Annotated in this window: 17 protein-coding genes and 6 pseudogenes; 21 read left to right on the forward strand and 2 right to left on the reverse strand. The window is 39.6% G+C overall.

Annotation, left to right across the window (positions count from 1 at the left end):
* Positions 1-14 precede the first annotated feature (14 nt).
* From thmT to merA, 16 genes and pseudogenes are all read left to right on the forward strand, one after another.
* Positions 15-209, forward strand: a complete 195-nt coding sequence (thmT, locus tag DT065_RS12705) for a 2-hydroxymuconate tautomerase (RefSeq protein ID WP_114374018.1) — start codon at positions 15-17, stop codon at positions 207-209.
* A complete protein-coding gene (locus tag DT065_RS12710; protein WP_114374020.1) occupies positions 210-1682 on the forward strand; it encodes an aldehyde dehydrogenase in 1473 nt (490 codons plus the stop codon).
* A gap of 262 nt (positions 1683-1944) precedes the next feature.
* On the forward strand, positions 1945-2787 hold the full coding sequence (locus tag DT065_RS12715; protein WP_114374022.1) for an MBL fold metallo-hydrolase: 843 nt from the start codon (positions 1945-1947) through the stop codon (positions 2785-2787).
* Between the two features lie 240 nt (positions 2788-3027).
* Positions 3028-4356: an APC family permease gene (locus tag DT065_RS12720; RefSeq protein ID WP_114374023.1), complete on the forward strand. Its 1329-nt coding sequence runs from the start codon at positions 3028-3030 to the stop codon at positions 4354-4356.
* Between the two features lie 357 nt (positions 4357-4713).
* Entirely contained in the window at positions 4714-6417 is a 1704-nt protein-coding gene (locus DT065_RS12725) for a SulP family inorganic anion transporter (RefSeq protein WP_114374025.1), read from the forward strand.
* A 517-nt stretch (positions 6418-6934) separates the two neighbouring features.
* Positions 6935-7165 carry a transposase gene (locus tag DT065_RS12730; RefSeq protein ID WP_114374027.1) on the forward strand — a complete coding sequence of 77 codons (231 nt, stop codon included), beginning with the start codon at positions 6935-6937 and terminating at the stop codon, positions 7163-7165.
* 413 nt (positions 7166-7578) lie between these two features.
* A complete protein-coding gene (locus tag DT065_RS12735) occupies positions 7579-8490 on the forward strand; it encodes a DMT family transporter (protein ID WP_160112544.1) in 912 nt (303 codons plus the stop codon).
* A gap of 114 nt (positions 8491-8604) precedes the next feature.
* Positions 8605-9018 (forward strand): annotated as a pseudogene (locus tag DT065_RS12740) (DUF4277 domain-containing protein); the annotation flags it as partial.
* A gap of 417 nt (positions 9019-9435) precedes the next feature.
* Positions 9436-10503, forward strand: a complete 1068-nt coding sequence (locus DT065_RS12750) for a tyrosine-type recombinase/integrase (protein ID WP_114374034.1) — start codon at positions 9436-9438, stop codon at positions 10501-10503.
* Positions 10504-11036: 533 nt separating this feature from the next.
* Entirely contained in the window at positions 11037-11366 is a 330-nt protein-coding gene (locus tag DT065_RS12755; protein WP_418314554.1) for an ArsR/SmtB family transcription factor, read from the forward strand.
* A gap of 54 nt (positions 11367-11420) precedes the next feature.
* Positions 11421-11818 (forward strand): annotated as a pseudogene (locus tag DT065_RS12760) (ArsI/CadI family heavy metal resistance metalloenzyme).
* A 114-nt stretch (positions 11819-11932) separates the two neighbouring features.
* Positions 11933-13229 (forward strand): annotated as a pseudogene (locus DT065_RS12765) (arsenic transporter).
* 20 nt (positions 13230-13249) lie between these two features.
* Complete coding sequence (arsC, locus tag DT065_RS12770; RefSeq protein ID WP_114374038.1) at positions 13250-13666, forward strand: arsenate reductase (thioredoxin); 417 nt, start codon at positions 13250-13252, stop codon at positions 13664-13666.
* A 152-nt stretch (positions 13667-13818) separates the two neighbouring features.
* Positions 13819-14238: a MerR family transcriptional regulator gene (locus tag DT065_RS12775; protein ID WP_114374040.1), complete on the forward strand. Its 420-nt coding sequence runs from the start codon at positions 13819-13821 to the stop codon at positions 14236-14238.
* Positions 14231-14506, forward strand: a complete 276-nt coding sequence (locus tag DT065_RS12780; protein ID WP_114374042.1) for a thioredoxin family protein — start codon at positions 14231-14233, stop codon at positions 14504-14506. Before DT065_RS12775 ends, DT065_RS12780 begins: the two co-directional genes overlap by 8 nt.
* A 440-nt stretch (positions 14507-14946) precedes the next feature.
* Positions 14947-16586 (forward strand): annotated as a pseudogene (gene merA, locus DT065_RS12785) (mercury(II) reductase).
* A gap of 114 nt (positions 16587-16700) precedes the next feature.
* Here the strand turns inward: merA and DT065_RS12790 are convergent.
* Positions 16701-17458 (reverse strand): annotated as a pseudogene (locus DT065_RS12790) (arsenic resistance protein); the annotation flags it as partial.
* Between the two features lie 266 nt (positions 17459-17724).
* On the opposite strand from DT065_RS12790, the gene DT065_RS12795 reads away from it, so the two are divergent.
* From DT065_RS12795 to DT065_RS12810, 3 genes and pseudogenes are all read left to right on the forward strand, one after another.
* Positions 17725-18102: an ArsR/SmtB family transcription factor gene (locus DT065_RS12795; RefSeq protein WP_114374043.1), complete on the forward strand. Its 378-nt coding sequence runs from the start codon at positions 17725-17727 to the stop codon at positions 18100-18102.
* Entirely contained in the window at positions 18074-20224 is a 2151-nt protein-coding gene (locus tag DT065_RS12800) for a heavy metal translocating P-type ATPase (RefSeq protein WP_114374045.1), read from the forward strand. The genes DT065_RS12795 and DT065_RS12800 overlap by 29 nt, the downstream gene beginning before the upstream one ends.
* Before the next feature lie 409 nt (positions 20225-20633).
* Positions 20634-20750 (forward strand): annotated as a pseudogene (locus DT065_RS12810) (cadmium resistance transporter); the annotation flags it as partial.
* Between the two features lie 158 nt (positions 20751-20908).
* Here the strand turns inward: DT065_RS12810 and DT065_RS12815 are convergent.
* The gene (locus DT065_RS12815; RefSeq protein ID WP_114374047.1) at positions 20909-21553 is read right to left on the reverse strand and encodes a recombinase family protein; all 645 of its coding nucleotides are present in this window, start codon (positions 21551-21553) and stop codon (positions 20909-20911) included.
* A 293-nt stretch (positions 21554-21846) separates the two neighbouring features.
* Between DT065_RS12815 and DT065_RS12820 the strand changes: the two genes are divergently transcribed.
* Positions 21847-22086: a hypothetical protein gene (locus DT065_RS12820; protein WP_114374049.1), complete on the forward strand. Its 240-nt coding sequence runs from the start codon at positions 21847-21849 to the stop codon at positions 22084-22086.
* Between the two features lie 425 nt (positions 22087-22511).
* Entirely contained in the window at positions 22512-23033 is a 522-nt protein-coding gene (locus tag DT065_RS12830; protein ID WP_114374053.1) for a spore coat protein, read from the forward strand.
* Positions 23034-23103: the final 70 nt, after the last annotated feature.

Genomic DNA, 23103 nt, shown 5'->3' on the forward strand with positions numbered 1-23103 from the left:
AAGGGGTAATTCTAATGCCATTTATTCAAATCAATATACTTGAAGGACGATCTGCCGAAAAAAAAGAACAGTTAATTAAAGAAATTACTGCTACCGCTTCTGAAGTGATGGATTCTCCTGTACAAAATGTTCGGGTGTTAATAAATGAACTGAAACCCGAACACTGGGGAATTGCTGGTGAATCAGTAAAGGGACGGAGGGACAACTAAATGACCGGAACAAAAACAAACGTGAAGGAAATTGGACTATATATTAATGGTGAATATTTAAATTCCAGTGACAATGCAACATTCGAAGCAAAGAATCCAGCTACACAAGAAGTAATCACTCGTGTTAGTGAAGCTACAAATGAAGATGTAGACCGAGCCTGTCAAACAGCCAGGGAATCATTTGAAAACGGCCCCTGGAGAACTATGACTGTGGAAGAACGCAGTGTAAAACTAAGAAGAATGGCGGAAATCATTTTAGAAAGAAAAGAAGAAATTGCACATTATGATGCGATGGATGTTGGAAAACCGTATGAGGCTACCGTTGGCCACGAAGTGGCGCGTGCAGCAAACAATATCAAATTTTTTGCTGACTTTGTTGAAAAGCAAGGCGGCGAAACATACCCAATGGGAGAAGAATACATCAACTATACAAGGTATGAGCCGGTTGGTGTTGCAGCGATCATTACTCCATGGAATGTGCCATTTATGCTGACAACATGGAAGCTGGGACCTTGTCTTGCAGCAGGGAATACGGCTGTGATTAAACCAGCTGAAAATACACCTTTATCAGTTTCATTATTGGGAGAAATTGCTAAGGAAGCAGGAATTCCTGATGGAGTAGTAAATATTGTTCAAGGACAGGGAGGCACTGTCGGGACGGCTTTAACGACCCATCCAGAGGTGGATTTAGTTTCCTTCACAGGGTCGACAGCTACCGGGAAACATATTTTAAAAGGTGGAGCAGACACGTTGAAGGAAGTATCATTTGAATTGGGCGGGAAAGCAGCAAATATTATTTTTGAAGATGCAAATATTGATAAAGCTGTACCAAGTTCTATACGTGCAGCATTTATGAATTCAGGTCAAGTATGCCTTGCTGGTTCGAGAATTTTGGTGCAGCGTTCCGTTCTTGATGAATTTCTTGAGAAGTTCAAGAAAGCTGCTATGGATTTGAAGGTAGGAGACCCGCAGGAAAAAGGCACAAATATGGGACCATTGGTAAGTAAGGAACATCACCATAAGGTAAAAAGCTACCTAGAGATTGCGAAAGAAGAAGGGGCAGAGCTTATTTATGGCGGGGGGCGTCCAGACCTTCCAGAGTATTTAAGTAATGGTTACTATCTTGAACCTACTATATATGTACATGATAATCCGAAGGCCCGTATTTGTCAGGAAGAGATTTTTGGGCCAGTTGTTACGATCCTTCCATTTGACACAGAGGAAGAGGCTCTTGATATTGCGAATGATACAGATTATGGATTAAATGGTGTTGTTTGGACAGAAAATTTACAGCGTGCTCACCGAATATCTCATGCTGTTCGTGCAGGTACAATTTGGGTAAACTGCTGGTTTGTTCGTGACCTGCGTGTGCCATTCGGAGGTTTCAAAAAGAGCGGAATTGGACGTGAAGGAGGCCACCACAGTCTTGAATTTTTTACAGAAGCTAAAAATGTCTGTATAGCTTTACAGTAATGCCTATATTTTTACCATACTGCTTATTCAAGCTTTTTTTGAGGGAGTTGAGTGGCTCGTGACAGATGTTTCCAAAAGTTTCTGTGGGGATTTTTTAACAGAGATAAAGGATCATGGAGTCACTGCTCTCGAAAAATAATTAAAGGGTTTTAGAGCAGCTATCTGTGGAATTAGGGTTTATTGTTTACAAGGACAAGATATCTCAAAATGTATATATTAAAAAATTCTACTACATTTTAAAAAGCAACCGGGAGGAAATTTAATGAAACAAATTACAGTAACCATGCTAGGAACGGGTTCACCTTTTCCAGACTTAAATAGAGCGGCTTCCGCTCAGTTGCTTCAAATTGATGACATGAATATATTAATAGACTGTGGACAGGAAACGACTTCACAACTACAAAAAGTAGGGATAGAACCTCAGAATGTATCTCACTTATGGTTTACTCACCTTCATTCAGATCATACTATGGGATACCTCCAATTTTTAATTGGCGGTTGGCATTTAGGCCGACGTGAGCTATCAGTTACGGGGCCAAAAGGTATCAAACAGTTTCATGAAACTGTTCTAGAAATGTATAAGGATGACATCAATTATCGAACATCTTTAGGAATTCCATCTAGTGGTATTCATGATGTGAAAATACATGAAATAGAAGAGGCTGGGGATATTCCTTCGGGGGATATACCTGCAAAAGTAACGGCTGCGCCGATGATTCATAACGTAACGACTTATGCATATCGTTTTGATATTGATGACACTGTTGTTGTGTTCTCTGGAGACACATCACCGACAAATGAGTTAACGATGTTGTCAAAGAATGCAGATTTACTGATACATGACTGTGTAATTACAACAAAAGAAAAAAAAGATAATTCGGTTTTAGACACTGCCTGGGAAAAACTAAAAAAAGAACACTGCACACCTGCACAGGCAGCAGAAACAGCAAAGCAGTCTAATTCAGACCGTCTTCTATTAACGCATTTTCTGCCTAGCATTGATGAAGAGCATATCGAACACGAAGTTAAACGTGTTTATGATGGAGAGCTAATTCTTGGAAAAGATCTTCAGACACTTGAGTTGTCAAAGAAAGCGGTCAATTAAAAAATATATCGGGGAGGGCTTTCCTTCCCGAATTCTTAAACCATTTATAGAAAGAAATGGTGGGAATATAGATACAGGAAACTTCTAGAGTGCTGATAATGTGAGAATGTTCTGATCTTCTCACTCATTTTTTAAGGTTGAAACAAATGGATGATAATTGGGCAATAATGCTTTAGATTAAATTCTCGAAGAATTCATTCTAAAATTTTGTTTAAAAACGGTATGTAAGGAGGATATAAAATGAAATCCAAAAATATAGATAATTCTGGCAAAATGGGATTGTTTAGTGCAACATCAGTTATGCTCGGTTCATTGCTTGGCGCTGCTATCTATATTCTATTACCTGATATAGTTGAAGGTTTAGGGTCTGGGATGTTTTTAGCCTTTGTAATCGCCGCTTTACCCGCTGTGTTTAGCGGTATTTATTATATACAATTAAATGCAACATTTCCTAATTCTGGAGGTACTTATTATTTTGCAAAACGATTACTGGGAAAATACGCAGGATTTATGTCCAGCTTGTTTCTTATATTTGGTGTAACTGGGGGGGTGGCTATGCTTGCTATTGGCTTCGCGCAATATTTTAGCCTTTATTTTCCAAGTATTCCAATAGTAATTTCTGCAGTTGGTGTACTCCTATTATTTTTTGTGATAAATTATTTCGGAATACGCATAGTTTCAAGAATACAAAACATAATGGTATTGCTAATATTGATAGCCCTTCTAATTTTTATCTTCCCCGGATTAATTTATGGGTTAGGATTAGAAGTAAATAATGAGTTCTTGCCCGGGGGTGGTAGTGCACTTTTTGGTGCCTCGGTTACCGCTTTTATAAGTTATGGAACATTTGTACTTTTGTCTTCCCTAGGTGGAAAAATCAAGAATCCGAAACGGAATACACCGATAGCTATGGGAGTCGGTATTTTAGGAGTAATAATTCTATTTGCGGGTATAGCTTTTACAGCAACCATGGTCGCTCCTAGCGAAATGATCAGTCAGTCTTCAACGGCTATCCCTGATATCGCTTCATTATATCTTCCTGCATCTTTATCTTTATTCATTGGGATTTCTGGATTGTTAGCCATTGCTACGACGCTAAATACAGGGATTGCCGTTGTTGCAACTGAACTACAGACCTTGGGACAACAAAAACTTCTTCCGGATTTCTTTGGTTATACGAACAGAAAATATGATACCCCTACAAATGCTCTGATATTTGTTGGTTTAATGGTATTAATATTATTATTAACTGGTTTATCCCAAGAAATCTTCATGCACATGATTGTAGCGGGGATACCGGTAAGTGTTTTCATTACTGGAGTTGCATCGCTAAGACTAACTAAAACCGAAGAATATAAGTACGCTATGTTTCACTTTCCTTCTTGGATTTTATATCCTTCGATCTTAATTGGCGGTTTATTAAGTATTGGATATGCTATATATGTTTATTATGTTTATCCGATTATAGGGGTATTACTATTAATCTTTTTATTCATAATGACTGTACTTTATTACTATCGTCACTCGGTAGTGACTAAAAAATCGGGAACAGTTGATGACGTAAAATAGTTTGGATAAATTGTTGAGACAAAAAAGGGTGGGTTTTTCTTTGAGAGAAGAGAAACCTAACACTCTCGACTCCGAGTTCAGATACGTAAGCTGTTTGCCTACAGCTTTTAAGTATTTTCTTCGCTTTTGGATTATAAACATCGAACACTCGTCCTTATCATAGGCGCTTTGTCGTATCCAAAGCAGCTCCATTTTGTTAGAATCTTTCGTTCAATTACATTTGAGGGGAGGATTGGTACTGTTTACATTTATCTTTAATCACAAACATTAATCTATTTTGATTAAAAGTATTTTATAATAAATGTGTGACAGTATGAAACATATTAAAAAGAATAACCTAGGAGAAAAGACGCTATAATGTATCGTAATTTCATATCATTATTGAACCTACCGAAAAACTACGATATTGGTTTTTTTAAAAGTGATGTATTAGCTGGTTTAACAGTATTTATCATGCTTGTGCCTCAGGGGATGGCTTATGCCTTATTGGCGGGTCTTCCTCCGGTGATGGGATTGTATGCTTCCACCCTTCCACTCATCGTCTATGCATTGTTCGGGTCTTCTCGGCACCTTGCCGTGGGGCCTGTAGCCATGGCTTCGATTTTAGTTTTTTCCGGTGTATCACTTTACGCAGAACCCCAAAGTTCAGACTATATAGCCTTAGTGCTTTTATTAACACTCATGGTCGGCGTTATGCAGCTTATTTTAGGTGCTATTAACGCGGGAGCTCTTATTAAATTTGTCTCACCAAATGTGATAAGCGGCTTTACGTCCGCCGTTGCTATCACGATCGGATTAAGTCAGCTTGGCAACTTTTTTGGCATTGACTTGCCCAGCGGGAATCAAATTATCCCGATTTTAACCAGTCTCTTTGAAAATATAGCAAATATCCATCTCCCAACCCTGATAATTGGAATGATTAGTTTAGCTATATTAATAGGTTTACCAAAATTCAAAGCCACAAAGTGTTTGCCTCTTCCTTTGATTGTTGTTACGTTAAGCATTCTTTTTGTCGCTTATTTTCGCTTGGATGATGCAGGCGTAAGTATCGTCGGAGAGGTGCCTACAGGGTTCCCTAGTCTTTCTATCCCAAACATAGATTTATCTGCGATGCAAACATTAGTCCCAACAGCTTTAACCATTGCTTTAATTGCCATGATGGAATCTTTATCGATTACAAAAACATTAGCAAAAAAAGATAGCCCTCCTTTAAACGTTAATAAAGAACTTCGTGCGATAGGTCTATCCAATATCGTTGGCTCGTTGTTTTCCGCTTATACAGTGACAGGTAGCTTTTCCCGGAGCGCTGTGAACCACCGAACCGGGTCTGTTTCCCAAGTATCAGCGGTAGTCACGGCTATCGGTATCCTGTTAACTTTGTTGTTTTTAACGCCATTATTTTATTATTTACCGCATGCAGTGCTGGCGGCTATTATTCTATCTGCTGTTGCCGGATTAATTAATGTCCGTCCCTTGAAATATGCTTTTCGTGTCAAACGAGAGGATGGATGGGTTTGGATCGTGACCTTTGCAGCTACCTTAGTGATCGGTTTTCAATGGGGGCTCCTAATCGGTGTTGTTGTGTCCTTATGTTTACTCATCAATCGTTTGACGAACCCACACGTTGTTGAACTAGGTTGGGATAAAAAGAGCGGGAGATATCGAAACCTTCAACGATTCCCAAATGCAATTCGAGACCCACATATGATTCTTTTACGTATCGATGCAAGGATTCAATTCTCCAACGCCGAATATATCGAAAAAATATTAGAAAACAAAATAGAAAAAATTAAAGAAAAACAAAAACAGCCATTTGATATCGTGATTGACATGGCTGGCGTGAACGACATTGATACGATGGGAATAGAAACATTAGAGCGGCTTATCCAAGAATATAATCACCAGGACAATGTCGATATATGGCTTGTTCACTTGAAAGGTCAGATTCGGGACCTATTACAACGAGCAGGATGGAATGTTCTGTATTCAGAGGCAATTCGCTATACATCTCTCGAACAACTTATAAAGAACAGACAGCTTCCTACAGATTATATGATCTGACACGGAAATATTACTGAAAGAAAATTAGCATAGGGTTGGATCCCATCAACCACCGATTTTGTAGTTTATAGTTCGTAAAATGGTCGTTAAATAGGTGCTACTGAATAAATATAAACCCCTTTATAACAAGGATTTTCGCTGGAAAGCTTCTGATCGATGCAACTTGTGCGCCTGCAGATATCGCATTCCCAACGGACTTAATTCTTTTGAATGAATCCGAGAAAAGCTGGAAGCAATGATCGACGTGCTGCACGAACCACTTTTCGGAAACCAGAAGGGAGATCCTGTCACGTCAATCTGGGCTCGAACGACTAAGTAACAAACAGTACCATGAATTTCTTGTGATTCAGGAACTGCCAACAAAAACTTATATTTGAAACGAAGACCAACCGCATTGACGGTCGGATCGTTAGCATTCACCAACCCCGTGTTCGGCCTATTGTTCGGGGGGGAGCCCATGCGAACGTAGAGTTTGGGGCCAGATTGTCCATGAGCTTGGTAGACGGATGGGCATTTCTTGACAACTTACAGTGGGATGCGTATTCACGAAGCCATTGATCTTTCAGGCGCTGTGGAAACCTATTTGCAGCCCACGAGTGTCTATCCCGAACCTGTTTTAGCGAACAAGGTTTATTTCATGCGTCAAAATCGAAACTACTGCAAGGAACGTGGAATTCGCCTCACGGGCTTTAAGCTGGGACGCCCACCCAAACAAGAATCCAAAGAGCAAAAGCAGGTCGAGAAGTAGGATGCTGCAGAACGAAATGCCATCGAAGTGAAATTCGGTGAAGGCAAGCGCACCTATGGCCTCGGTCTTATTCGAGCATGCCTTCGAAACACCAGTGAAACAGTGATTTCTCTTAAATGCTCGTCATGAATTTCTCGAAAGCCCTTCGAGAGTATTCTTTTTTCGTGTTTTAGATACAGAAGTTCAATATTCAACAGACAGCCCCAAAAGTGATTGACTGAATGGAAGTTTATTCAGTAACCCCTAAATATATGATTGATAAGTGGCTTAAGTTACACATCTGTTTGAGACTAGTAGCAATGCTGTCATAGATATTTGGATGAACTTCCTTTCCAGACCATAAAACAGTAAAAAGAGCGATTGATCTTAAAGAAACAGTTCTCAGTCTCTCTCTAATAATCAAGAAATAGGTGGTGAAAAAAATAAATTTATATAGAAAATATAACTATGTAGGAGTAATAGCTTTAATTTGTGCCACAATCATTTGGGGTTCAACGTTTGTTGCTACTCAACCTCTTTTAGACAATACAGGGGCTTTGACAGTTACAGCTTTAAGGTTTTCAATTGGGGTAATTGCACTTCTGCCTTTAGCTTATTATCAAGGGTTCCGATTAAAGATGGTATTTAAAAAGTTCTTTATTGTATTTGGATTTACTGGTATAACATGTTATTTCGGATTACAGAATTTAGGCTTATTATATACTAGTGCGGGAAATGCATCACTAATACAAGCAGGGATTCCTGCGGTAACTGCAATTCTTGCATTTATAATTTTGAAGGAAAAATTATCACCAAAAAAAGTAATAGGAATTATCTTATCTATATTTGGTGTGATTTTAGTCAGTAGTGTTGTTCCAGAATCCGGTGACCTCTTTGGTAATATATTAATAATAACAAGTGTTATATCCTATGGGTTATATACCGTAATTGGAAAATTAATAAGAAAAAATCAATATTCAGCAGTAGTAACAACCATTAGTGGTTTTGTTTCAGGGCTATTATTTTTAATCCCATTCGTAGCAATAGAGACACTTTTAATTGGTTTGCCTATAATTACTATTAATGAGTGGATTATTTTGATTTATTTAGGTGTTATTGGTTCTGCAGCTACCCTTTTTTTGTGGAATTATGCATTAAAATACGTTAATGCAAGTGTAGCAGGTGTTTATGTGAATCTTATCCCAGTAGTTGGGTTAATATTTGCTTGGTATTTTGGAGAATCAATTACTCTTGTTCAATTAACTGGTATAGCATTAGTATTATTAGGTGTTCTAATATCAGAAATAAAGACAAAAAAATTCATTAATGAAAATATTGTTGGGTAAGTTTTAAAACCCACATTCTGCGCCCATTTGAGCATATATTTGAATTTTTAACAGGAATTTCACCGACCTATATTGTATCAAAGGTTAAGGGAGCCAAATGATGAGATGATCCCTTTGACCGACACTATGAAAAACATACCAGCATTTCAACCGATACGAATAGGTTCCATCCTATTCGGCAATTGATCGAAGAGATGGGCCTGATCGAGCGGGTTGATAGGCTATCTCCGGTGAAAGGGAAAGATTGCAACGTGTCTGTTGGGACACGGATCGCTGCTTTGATTATCAACCAATTATCCGATCGAAAACCTTTGTTTAAGGTCGAAGAATTCTATGAAAACCAAGATGTCGAATTACTTTTTGGTCCGGGTGTCCAAGCCAGCGAGCTCAATGATGATGCGCTAGCACGAGCCTTGGATGCCCATCATTCGGCTTTAAGAGGTTTGTTTGCAAGCCATCCAGGGGGTGCAATCCCCCGTTAATCTCACGTGGATGAGCCTACATTTTAATACAATCTCCCAAGTGTACTGCTTGGACACTGTTGACATTGTTATGATGAAGATGAGGCTCACTTGCGACGGATATTGCCGAACAATCATGAGCCCTCAACTGGAACATATCCTCGGTTTATTAGGCATGGATAGTAGCGTTTATACGACACCGAGAAGCTCAAAAGCTGTCGAAATCAACAAATTGCAAATCGAGAAGCAGGTTGCCCCAGTACGAAATGCCATCGAAGAGAAATTCGGTGATGGAAAGTGCACCTATGGCCTCGCTCTTATGTCGGCCGTAAGTGGGTATTCCCTGTTGCGGAGACGAACGAGTTTCTAAAGCAATGGATTCAGGAACAACCGAACGAATAAGAATTGAATATAGGGGAACAGTTTGCTATTCTAGTAGTGTATGTAGCTGTTCTCCTTTAATTTGAAAGGATTGAAGGAAAACATGTCAATAGAAAAGATTAAAGAAAACGGAATAGTCGTAGCGTATCGTTCCAATGTCTACTATAAAGGCAGGCGCTACATTGGGGCAAGAAGACACTCAAAGAAAGAAGCTGATTTAGATGAAGCGGAACAAAAGAGGGATTTACTCACAGGCAACCATCTTGAAGAGTCTCGAAAAACATTAAAAGATGGCTTCGATGATTACATGACGTTGGTTGCGCCGAAACGTTTAGGAACAATCGCTCTTCAAGGTGCAGAGTCCTATTTTAAAAATCATATTGAACCAGTGTTCGGTTTTCGAGAGATGGTAAGCATCAAATCCATTGAAATTCAAAAATTTTTCGTGCAAAAAGAAAAAGAGTTGGCAAATGCCACCATCATCAAGATGTATACGTTGATGAATCAAATCTATAAAATGATGCTTCTATGGAATGAATTGAAAGCGAACCCATTGGATGGCGTTCAAAAGCCACAACCTGATTATAAAGAAAAAACCACGTGGACGAAAGAAGAATGCCACAGCTTTTTATCTGTTGCGCAGGAATATCATAGTTATATGGCATTTTGGCTTGCCTTACAGTTTGGCTTGCGCTTCTCGGAAGTTCTCGGTTTGCGATGGAAAAACATCGACTTTAACAATAATACCTTATATGTTTATGAGGCTTATCATGAACAGGAAAAAGAATTAGGTCGACTAAAAACGGAATCCTCTCGACGAGACATCCCGATTTCCGATCAACAAGCAGAATATTTAAAGCTATATAAAGAGAAACAAACGCCGAAATCCGATGTTGTTGTTGCAAACTTACAAGGCGGTTATATGATGAAACGAAACGTACGACGAGCGATGCAACGCATTTGTGAACGTGCTGAAGTCAAACAGATCACGTTTCATGAATTAAGGCACACGCACGCTACTTTAATGCTAGAAATGAACGAACACGTAAAAATCGTTCAGCAACGTTTAGGGCACGTTAAAGCTGAAACGACTATGGACATTTATTCGCATGTCCGCCCACAGGTGCATCAAGATTCTGCGGAACGTTTCTCGAACTTCTTTAATGCGTGAAAAGGTAAGGGTGAGCGGGTCATGTCGTCACTGTCCCGTCACTGCAATTCATAATGCAAACATGAGGAAAAGCTGAAAACCTTGATATGACTGGAGCTTCCTGCCGGACTCGAACCGGCGACCTCATCCTTACCATTGATGGGAAGGGGTTTAAAATCGTTTTTGAGCATTTTACCTTATCACTATAAAAGCAGCATTAACCCTTGATATAGGGGGATATTTTTGGACCTCTTAAAAACAACAAAAATCGTATTGTGCCAAAAAAAGATCCAGTTTCGAATGTTTTGGTGCCAAATTTGTGCCGCTAATGTTTATTGTTAATTTAGTTCTTCACTGGGTAAAAGATGCGATGTTTAAAATAGAGTCGCGAAGCTTTGCTTACACCTTATCGCAATCGGGCATTTGCTAAATAGAAATATCTCGCTACACGATTGTTGAAGAAAAGGGAATATATCAAATTAATTTGATATATTGTTAGCACTTATGGTACTATTCCATTAATCAACAAGATTTGATGAAAGGAGTGAATGACTTTGAAGGTAGTATCACCTGTTGATGAACTCTCCATTAATACTTTAGAGAAATATGAACACACGTTTAAGGCGTTAGCTGATAAAAAACGATTGCATTTACTTCATCTGTTGAGTAGAAGAGGAAAAACTTGTGTCTGTGACCTGACAGAAGAGTTAGATATGAGTCAATCGAAGCTATCTTACCATCTAAAAATACTGATGGATGCTAACCTTTTGGTTAGGGAAACCAAAGGGATATGGAGTTATTATGAGATTAATGAAGGTGAAATGGATCGGGTACTCTCAGATGAATTATGTTGTGTGTTTAAACCTGGATTCAATAAGTGTTAGTAACTTTTTGAACACAATAAATCAAATAAAATTGATTATATAGGAGAGGTATGTATGACCAACGTGCACATTGGGTTAAACGTGAGAGATTTAGAGAAGAGTAAAGCCTTTTATGAAAATATGCTTGGCGTTACGCCTGCAAAGGAAAAACACGATTATATTAAGTTCCTAACGGCTGATCCAAATTTGAACTTAACTTTAACACCAACAGAACAAGTGGAAGGAAATCATATTAACCATTTAGGCGTACAATTGGAGAGCAAAGATGAAGTGACCAAACATAAAGAAAGGCTTGAAAAAGTTGGGTTCTTTGCTCGAGAAGAAATGGATACAACATGTTGCTAGGCTCTCCAAGATAAGTTTTGGGTTACGGATCCTGATGGGACGAGTGGGAATATTTTTATACAAAGGATAACGTAGTAGAAACTGAAGATCCATGTTGCGCAGGTTAATTTCCCATGCAACTTTTATGTAATCATGAAGGCGGCCACTGGCTGCCTTTAATAGGGTATATACCATACTCTTAGAGAAAGAAACACTTGATATAGTAAGGGAGAATGCATACATTGATTTCAATCATTTTAGCATCTGCATATTTATCATTACGCTCGTTTTGGTCATCTGGCAGCCTAAAAACCTTAATATTGGTTGGTCTGCCTGTGGTGGTGCCATTGTTGCACTACTTCTCGGTGTTGTTTCTTTGGCGATGTCCTTGAAGTAACAAGCATTGTTTGGAATGCCACCTTAACGTTTGTCGCTGTTATCATTATTTCTTTGATTTTAGATGAGATAGGCTTTTTCGAATGGTCGGCATTACATATGACTCGTGCGGCCAAAGGAAATGCAGTGCTTATGTTTGTCTATGTCTGTATCTTAGGTTCCATCGTCGCTGCATTTTTCGCTAATGACGGTGCGGCTTTAATTCTAACGCCTATCGTTTTAGCCATGGTTCGCTCCTTGAATTTTAACGAAACGATGGTGTTCCCATTTATTATTGCGAGTGGATTTATTGCCGATTCCACCTCGCTACCGTTGATTGTAAGTAACTTAGTCAACATTGTTTCGGCGGACTTCTTTGGGATTGGATTTATTGAATATGCAACATGGATGATTGTTCCTAATTTCTTTTCATTAGTGGCCAGTATTCTTGTTTTGTATCTATACTTTAGAAAGAGCATTCCGAAACGATACGATTATGAAAAACTGCAAAAGCCTGTAACAGCCATTAAAGATGAAAAAATGTTCCGGATCTCGTGGTTTGTTTTAGCAGTATTATTAATTGGATATCTCGTTAGTGAGTTCCTACATATTCCTGTATCTATTGTTGCGGGAATGATTGCCCTTATCTTTTTGGGGATTGCCAGCAAGAGCCCTGCTGTCGCTACACGCTCCGTCCTCAAAGGTGCACCATGGAACATTGTCTTTTTCTCGGTTGGGATGTATGTCGTTGTGTTTGGTCTGCAAAATGTCGGCTTAACGGATGTTCTAGCTTCAGGACTTGAATATGTTGCTGAACAAGGTGTTTTTGCGGCAACCATGGGCATGGGCTTTTTAGCAGCTATTCTGTCTTCCATAATGAATAATATGCCAACGGTCATGATCAATGCCATCGCGATTGATACGACAGCTGCAACTGGATTGATGAAAGAAGCCATGGTTTATGCCAATGTGGTCGGTTCTGACTTAGGGCCAAAAATTACGCCGATTGGTTCGTTGGCAACGTTATTGTGGCTACACGTCCTTACGCAAAAAGGCGTGAAAATATCTTGGTGGACGTATTTTAAGACAGGCATTGTTATTACATTACCCGTCTTATTTATTACGTTGCTCGTCCTCTATCTCTGGTTAATGATCATTAGTTAAAGAAAAGGAGAGAATCCATCATGTCGAAAAAAACGATCTATTTTATTTGTACAGGGAACTCATGCCGCAGCCAAATGGCCGAAGGATGGGCCAAACATTATTTAGGTAAGGAATGGAATGTATACAGTGCAGGTGTCGAAGCTCATGGTTTAAATGAAAATGCAGTAAAAGTCATGAGCGAAGTCAATATTGATATTTCTAATCAAACATCAGACGTCATTGATACGGACTTATGGAATGACGTTGATATGATTGTGACCCTTTGCGGCGATGCGGCGGATCGTTGTCCGATGACACCGCCACATATTCGCCGTGAACATTGGGGTTTTGATGATCCGGCAAAAGCTGAAGGATTAGATAAAGAGAAGTGGGCTGCATTCCAACGAGTACGTGATGAAATTGGTCACCGTATTCAACAATTTGCTAAAACATCATGATAAGTTCATGAAAGTTATATGAACACTACTTACTATATTTTTAAATTATCATGTATTGTCATGTATATGAGTTGAATCGTTCTATTTTTAAAAAGCTCTTGACCCTGTAGTTGGGTACAGACTCTATAATGATAACTGAGGAGGGAAAGGACATGAATGGTCTGACGATAAGTCAAATAGCAAAACGCTCTAACGTTAATATTGAGACAGTGAGATATTATGAAAAACGTGGACTTATTTCTGAACCTCCTCGGACGGAATCTGGATACCGGAAGTTTCCGCAAGGCGTTATTAAAGACCTCCAATTTATTAAACGTGCACAAGATGTTGGGTTTACGCTTGAAGAAATAAAAAAGCTGTTATTAGCTTCTAATAATGAAGACTTTCATTCAGAAGAAGTATACGAATTTGCGATGAATAAAATCCAAGAAATCGAGAAAAAAATCCACGATTTTAACCACATGAAATCGTTATTAGGAGAGTTAGCAGCAAAATGTCCGGGTTCAGGTACTCCTAAAGACCAATGTCCAATCATTAAAAACCTTTCTAAAGGAGAGATCGAAGATGGCTGAAAAATTAGTTGAAGTATTTACGTCAGGTTGCCCTATCTGTGAAAGGACTGTAAAACAAGTCAAAGACCTTACGCAATATAGTGCTGAGCATGAAGTGGTGGTATATGATTTGAATAAGAAATGTGACACCAACGAATGTGAAGATAAGGCTAAGGAGTATGGGGTTCAATCGGTCCCAACAGTCGCAATTGACGGGAAATTAGCGGATTGCTGCAGCAATAATGGGGTTAATTTCGATACGTTAGAAGCTGAAATACTGGGTAAATAATTCACCAGAACAGGGGAACAATGCGTGCATATTTACTATTTACGGTTTTTAATCTGCAGCATCGTACTTCACAGGCGCTTTCCATTAAATAAGGATTGCGCCTTTTTAAGAATGGAAATCCTGAACAGTAATATGGAGTTATGCCTACATTGGAAAATGGCTACCCCCTATACTAAACTTAAGATGGCCTTCCATAATACGAATGGGTGCAAATGGAATAATTGAGCCCACTCTCGGAAAAGGGTTATAGTGGAATAATGGAGATCGAAAAGTCTCTGGAGCATCCGATAAAACTGTATTTCCATGGCAAGCATTTTTTAACTGCTTTACAATTACAATGAAATCCGACAAGCGTTTGAAAAAGTAGAATATGGACTAGAGAGCAAAAATAAGGTGGTACGAGCTGCACGAAAACATTTTTGAGAAAGGTGGAAAAAACATTGAATCATATTCGTATAAACATTCAGGGAATGACCTGTACAGGCTGTGAAGAACATATTGCAGTATCCCTTGAAAAAATCGGAGCGGAACATATTGATGCCAACTATCGTCGAGGAGATGTCACCTTTGAACTCCCCGAAAATGTGGAAATTGAAACGGCCAAAAAAGCCATTGATGAAGCCAAATACCAACCTGGACAAGCTGAAATCTTACAATCGCAGGAAAAACCTATTTTAGGTGATGACGAAGATTACGATTTTTTGATTATCGGTTCGGGAGGTGCGGCATTTTCTGCGGCCATCAAAGCTAGCGAAAACGGTGAGAAGGTTGCCATGGTGGAACGAAGCACAGTCGGGGGAACATGCGTTAACATCGGTTGTGTACCGTCAAAAACCATGCTTCGTGCCGGTGAAATCAACGGTGTTGCCCAAAACACTCCATTTAACGGGGTTCAAACGAGTGCCGGTCCGGTTGACCTGCCCAATTGACCGAACAAAAAGATGAATTGGTTAATCAAATGCGTCAAGAAAAATATATAGATCTGATTGATGAATATGGATTTAACCTTATTCGTGGTGAAGCCGAATTTATAGACGATAAGACAATACAAGTGAATGGGCAAAGCATCACAGCTAAAAGCTTTTTAATTGCAACGGGGGCCCCTCCGGCCATTCCGGACATCCCTAGGATGGGTGAGGTGGATTATTTAACAAGTACAACCGCACTTGAATTAAAAGAGATGCCAAAACGCTTGGCAGTGATCGGTTCTGGGTATGTCGCCACGGAATTGGGCCAAATGTTTCACAATCTAGGAACGGAAGTCACCCTTATGCAAAGAAGCGATCGTCTATTTAAAATGTATGATCCTGAAATTTCGGAAGCCATCGGTGAAGCCTTAACTGAGCAAGGACTTAATCTGATCACCGGAGCCACTTATCTAAGAGTAGAGCAAAAGGGTAATAGGAAAAACGTTTATATTGAAGTGAACGGTGAAGAACAAGTAATCGAAGCCGATCAAATCCTTATAGCAACAGGAAGAAAGCCTAACACAAAGGCTTTAAATCTTGAAGCAACAGGCGTGAAAACGGGCAAAAAAGGCGAAGTGTTGACCAACGAATATTTGCAAACGAGCATTAACCGAATATATGCCGCGGGTGATGTTACTCTCGGTCCACAATTCGTTTACGTTGCGGCTTATGAAGGTGAAATTGTGGCAAGTAATGCGCTCGGCCTGACGAAACGCAAAATTGACCCTCGCTTTGTTCCCGGTGTCACCTTTACCAACCCATCGATGGCTACAGTCGGCTTGACAGAACTACAGGCAAAAGAACAAGGTTATGATGTCAAAACATCGGTCCTTCCGTTGGACGCTGTGCCACGAGCCCTAGTCAATTACGAAACAACTGGGGTTTATAAACTGGTCGTTGACGCCCAAAATCGTAAATTGATTGGAGCGCACATCGTTAGCGAAAATGCAGGTGATGTCATTTATGGGGCGACCTTGGCGGTGCAATTTGGATTGACTATTGAAGACCTAACAAACAGCTTTGCGCCTTATTTAACAATGGCTGAAGGATTGAAACTCGCAGCCTTAGCGTTTGATAATGACGTGTCGAAATTATCTTGTTGCGCAGGTTAATTTATATCACTGGTCTTTTGGGAAAGGCCATATTCTGGAATACGACTGCAAACTAAGAGACATTATCGCAAAGTAAAAAGAACTTTAAAAACAGCTCTCTTTGGATTGGTTGCTTTATTTCCTTCTTTTCCCTCTGAATGAAAGTAAGATTCGAGATACAATAGCTAATATAGGCAGCTCAATGAGAGGTCCAATGACTAAGACTAATGCAATGAGTGGTTGATCTGGAAAGGCTGCTATTACGATCGCTAAAGCAATAGGGGAATTCCGTGCAATTATGGTTAGACTTAGACTCACTGTATCTTCATAAGAAAAGTTCAGTGCTTTTCCAACAGTTTGTGCGACAACAACGTTAATGACAAAAAATAGCACGACTGGAATCAATAATATTAAAATGACCTCTAGATTGTTCATTAAATAAGATCCTTCTGAAGCAAACATTACTGTAATAGCTAATGCCAAAAAAATAATTTGGGCCGAAGAGAAAAAGGGAATCAGTTTATCGTTTAAAAATGTTTTTTCTTGTTCTTTAATAAATAACGCGATAATTGAGCGATTGCAAATGGTACGACTAAAACCAATACTACACTTTCGATAACGGTTGAAAGGGAAACAGATTCCATAGTACCTACAAAGATAAACAGATACACGGGTATCAATAACACTTGCAGAATTAAATTGATGGGTAATACAGAGGTCGATAATGACATGTTGCCTTTAACGATTTTTGTAAATACTAAATACCAGTCTGTACATGGCGTCACCATGAACATGATACATCCTAACCATAATGCAGGATAGTCGGCGAGGAAAATAGCACCAAGGCCCCATGCTAGTAATGGCATCCAAACAAAATTGATAATGGTACTTGTGGGGTCAGTCAACTTCCAGCCACTTACCTCATCAATGAGGATGGCGAGGTGATCTTGGAGCATATTGGAGGAATGACAGAAGAAAATGTCCAAGACTATATGGAAATGGTTGATCCGGCTGCTTCATCCTGAGGCAGTCGATTCTTTTGTATATATGTAAGTTGGTCATGTTGTTCATATGGGATGTTATACAAATATTAATTGACAATTAATGAAATGAAGCATAGTATTATAATCAAATGATTATTAGAATGTAGGTGAAGGATATGAAAACGAAAGAAAAACAAGATCAATGTGAGGTTTTTTGTTATGACGAAGAAAAGGTTCAACGATTATCTCCCCTCATCGAATCCGAAACCTTTACATTCACAGGGGATATCTTTAAAGCGTTATCTGATGAGACACGATTAAAAATAGCTTATACATTAACGCAAGAGACTGAACTCTGCGTTTGTGATGTAGCCCATATTATCGGAACAACGACGGCCACGGCTTCTCATCATCTCCGTCACCTCAGAAACTTACGCATTGCGAAAAGCCGCAAGAAAGGGAAATTAGTATTTTATTCCTTAGATGATCACCATGTCACAGAACTCATCGCAACGGCTATGGCGCATGGCCGGGAGGAGGTCCATCGTGGCTGATCATACCGAAAAAACTGATTACCGCGTCCAAGGCTTTTCGTGTGCCAATTGTGCCAATACGTTTGAAAAGAATGTTCAACGATTAGATGGGGTGAACGATGCAAAGGTGAATTTTGGGGCTTCAAAGATCACTGTTTACGGCTCCACAACGAAGGAGGAATTGGAGAAGGCCGGTTCCTTTGAAAATTTGAAAGTCCAATCAGAACATGCACCTGATGAATCGGAATCAACCCGTCAGCCATCCTTTTTCCAAAAATATCAAACCGTAATATTAGCCATCCTCTTTTTTGGTTTTGGAGTGGCCTCTCAAGTCATCAATGGTGGAGATAACCTCCTCACTTGGCTTGCTTATGCCACTTCAATGGTCGTTGGGGGCTATACACTCTTTAAGACTGGGCTTATGAATTTAATGCGCCTGCGATTTGATATGAAGACGCTAATGACTGTGGCTGTCATCGGGGCGGCCATTATCGGAGAATGGGCGGAAGGAGCCCTTGTGGTCATTCTTTTTGCCATTAGTGAAGAACTCGAGGGATTCTCCATGGATCGAGCTAGACAATCCATTCGTTCGCTCATGGATATTGCCCCCAAGGAAGCGCTTATTAAACGAAACGGGCAAGAGATGAAAATCCATGTCGACGACATTGCGATTGGGGACATCATGATTGTCAAACCGGGGCAAAAAGCGGCCATGGATGGCGTTGTTGTATCCGGTCATTCCTCGATAAATCAGGCAGCTGTTACCGGCGAGTCTATTCCTGTCGAAAAAAAACTCGATGATGAGGTTTTTGCGGGGACATTGAATGAAGAAGGATTCCTGGAAGTTCGTGTCACCAAGCATGTCGAAGATACGACCATTTCAAAAGTGATCCATCTCGTGGAAGAAGCACAAGCGGAGCGTGCGCCGGCCCAAGCTTTTGTGGATCGATTTGCGAAGTATTATACACCTGCCGTTATGGTTTTAGCTATGCTTGTGGCAGTTTTGCCGCCATTGGTGATGGGAGCATCTTGGGAAGCATGGATTTATCAAGGGCTTGCTGTTTTGGTCGTGGCTTGTCCGTGTGCACTTGTGATTTCAACCCCGGTTTCCATCGTTACAGCCATTGGCAATGCGGCTAAGAATGGCGTTTTAATTAAAGGTGGCGCTTATTTAGAAGAAGCCGGGTCGTTAAAAGCGATCGCTTTTGATAAAACAGGAACCTTAACCAAAGGGGTTCCGGTCGTTACGGATTTTTCCCTTTTTCACCCGGGAAATGAAGATAAGCTATTAGCCAAAGTCACTGCGTTAGAGTCACGATCCCAACATCCTTTAGCTTCGGCCATCGTCGATCAAGCCAAGCAAGCGAACATTTCTTACCACCATCATGAGGTTCATGATTTTACTTCGATCACAGGAAAAGGGATCAAAGGTACGATCGATGGGACGACGTACTACGTTGGGAACCTAAGTTTATGGGAAGATGTGCTGGGATATGTCATTGATCCGGACATTCGTCATTCCCTTGAAGGCCTTCAAAAGCAAGGGAAGACAGGAATGTTTGTTGGGACGGATCAGTCTGTATTAGCTTTGATTGCCGTTGCTGATGAAGTTCGTGACACGAGCCAAGAAGTCATCTCGAAACTCCATGACATCGGTATTGACCAAACAATTATGCTGACGGGTGATCATCAAGACACGGCGTCTGCCATTGGTAAGCAAGTGGGTGTGACCGATGTTCAAGCCAACCTTTTACCGGAAGATAAATTATCATATGTTAAAGCATTTAGAGAAAAGTATCGAAAAGTAGCTATGGTTGGAGATGGCGTTAATGATGCCCCTGCCTTGGCTGCGTCCAATGTAGGCATAGCTATGGGGGGAGCGGGTACTGATACCGCATTAGAAACCGCCGACGTTGCCTTGATGGGGGACGATTTACAGAAACTCCCCTATACGATGAAACTGAGTCGCCGAGCGTTGCGCATTATTAAACAAAACATCAGTTTTTCTCTGGGTATTAAGTTCTTGGCGCTTTTATTAGTGGTACCAGGATGGTTAACCCTTTGGATTGCGATCTTAGCGGATTTAGGGGCGACGCTCCTTGTGACAGCAAATGGACTACGTTTGTTGCGGGTAAAAGAATAAAACGATGGGCGTTAGGGAAGTTCTTAACGCCCTAATTTTCATGTAAAACATTGAATGATTATGATATTAAACACAAATTGGGCTGCGACATTTTTTTGTTTGCTGAAAACACCCCAAAGAGAAAACGTCGATATCTCATGTGTTTAGTGTGCGCGTATATATTCGAGGAGGTAGTGTAATTCTAATTTACACTATAACGTTGTTTGTATTCGGCGGGAGTTGAGTGGGTGCTTATTTAAGTCATGGGGCCTTATAAATTTCAAGCTCTTTTGAGTTAACAAATCGAAAGGGAGTACTGGAATGTCTCACCATCATGCAACAGGTCAGGCAAACAAGAAGAATTTAATGTTTGCGATGATCATCATAGGAAGTTGGATGTTTGTTCAATTGATTGGTGTAAAATCATGACATTTCGGAGAAAATTGAGAAGTATGAACGTTGGATTGTTCCGATCGTGTTCATAGGGTTAGGTTTATATATTATGTATGCGAATGGCACATTCAACACTTTAATTTCCCTTTTATAAAGTGCTATTAGCGAAGATGAAAGAAGCTCATTTGAAAAGTCCTCACTGTGCAACAATACGATCGGTCGCGATTGTTGTATATCACAAGCAGAAAATGATCAAACTTTTTTACAAAGCTACTTCGGAGTAATTCTTGAGAGCTTGTTTTGATCAATTTTTTATCCAAAACAGGTGTTTGCTTCTTTATATTCCTTCATGATTTTATAAAATGTGTTTTTCTTTAGTTCTAATACCTCCATAAACCAAGCACCGGTTATTTCTCCGTTTCTCCATTTTGGATAATTATCTTCTATAACATGTAGCTGTCTCTTGCTTATATTAGAAAGATTGATTGAAGGACGCCCTAAATGTTTCCCTTGAGATTTAGCTACTTCGATCCCTTCAGCTTGTCTTTGACGGATTTTCTTCCGTTCTTGGTCTGCAACATATGAAAGCAAAGATAAAAATTGATCTTCCATTAATTGTCCCATATCACCCATTTCTCGGAACTTACGGCTGTCAAATAAAGATTCATTTTCTAATACGACTATATCTGCTTTCAATTCTCTGGTTATATATTTCCATTCCGTAATGACCTCATCATAGTTACGTCCCAAACGATCAAGCGCATCCATATAGATGATATCTTCTTCATTAAGAACCTTGCGCAGTAATTGGTATTGGGGGCGTTCGAAATTTTTCCCACTCGCTCGGTCAACAAAAATGCGTCGTGCCTCAACGTCCCTTTCCAACATTTTGTTTAACTGGCGCTGTTCATTCTGATCTTTAGAACTCACTCGTATGTACCCATATGTAACTACCATATTCGCTACCCCCATTGGCATTGTTATATCATTTATTATAAGATTTTTGTTTATAAAGGTAAATGATAATTATAAACGTTTATAAAAATTTTGGATAACATTTATAAACTTGATGTGATGCAATTTTATCGATGTGTACTTCCTATCCTTAAAGGTATACCTTTATAAACGTGATGATGATAGCCATATATTTTCTGAACATACGTTTTGCTTTCACATTGGCGTCTTCAAAGATTCTACATATTTTTTGGTATTTTTTATGTTGAGGTCGATGATTAAAGGAGGGAGTCTGCATGAAAAACAAAAAGTTCTTACTCATTCCATCACTTGCTATTACTGCTTTATTGGTGGCAAGTCCGATCGGTATTACATGGGCAGCTGGAGATCAAAGTGAAGGCGGTATGATGGATAGAATGATGATGGAAAATGGCATGAATGAGATGATGGATGCTATGAATTCCCCAGAGGGTGAAAAGATGATGAATGCTTGTCAGGAATTCATGTCCTCCAATAACACAGAAGGATCAGATTAACTGGGATTGAAGACATAGTGGGCGCTCTCAAGTTCTTCATCAATGATTATCACTTTATCGAAAAATGCTTGAAATATCTTGTTCTTGAGAAGAATGTCATACGGTATTTCTGCAAGAACCAGGCGTCCATGACAACACCCCTACCGTTCGATTGTAACCTTTTTAAATCTGATACCGAAAGGGCTGTCCCAATGGTGAATGACCTTATGAGGCAGCCCTTTCATGTTTGAAACACGATATGGCGACCCGAGTGATAGGTAACTAAATGTTTGAACCCCACCCTAATCTGATCCATGCCCTATTATTTTTACTTCTTGACGGAATATAGTAATTGATGTCTATTTTTCTGAAATGGTCACTTTCCCTAATTAACAAGCATAAATAAATGACATAGTGTCATCACTTATTGATAGGAGGGCCAAGTAATGATTTTAACATCGATTGATTTAGGTTTAATATCTGAACATTTGAATATACACCAGGATGTTATTAGAAAATTAAAGTCCTATTATTGCCTAGCGAAAAATCCACAATTACAGCAAATTATTTATGAGCAGGTTTTAATTATGCGTAACCACGCAGATGTGATGCTAATGTTGATGGATCCTGAACGAAATGAGGAAGTCGATGTATCAGCGTTACATCAACTGCAACCTATCGACATTCCATGTAAACAAAGCTTTTCTTATATGAATGAACAAAATATTGCCTTTGAGGCACGTAATACAGCAATGACAATGGCTCAAGATAATTTTAACTCTTCCTTAAGTATGAACGCACAGAATGTAAGGAATATTCATTTACAAATGGCTCTACAACAATTTGGGTTACAAAGCAGATATAGTGATTTTATTGAATCAAAAGGGTGGGATTATGCTCCAAATGCCTCGATTCAAGAGCAGATACATGCGCTAAAATCATTTCAACAAATGTATTATAATCTATGAATATAGCCATTCCTGTGCCGATCATAATGATCGGCACAGGAATGGCTTAATACCTCTATCATTTTGCGCG

Origin of the sequence: Salicibibacter kimchii, assembly GCF_003336365.1 — a bacterium.
GTDB classification, from domain to species: Bacteria; Bacillota; Bacilli; order Bacillales; family Marinococcaceae; genus Salicibibacter; species Salicibibacter kimchii.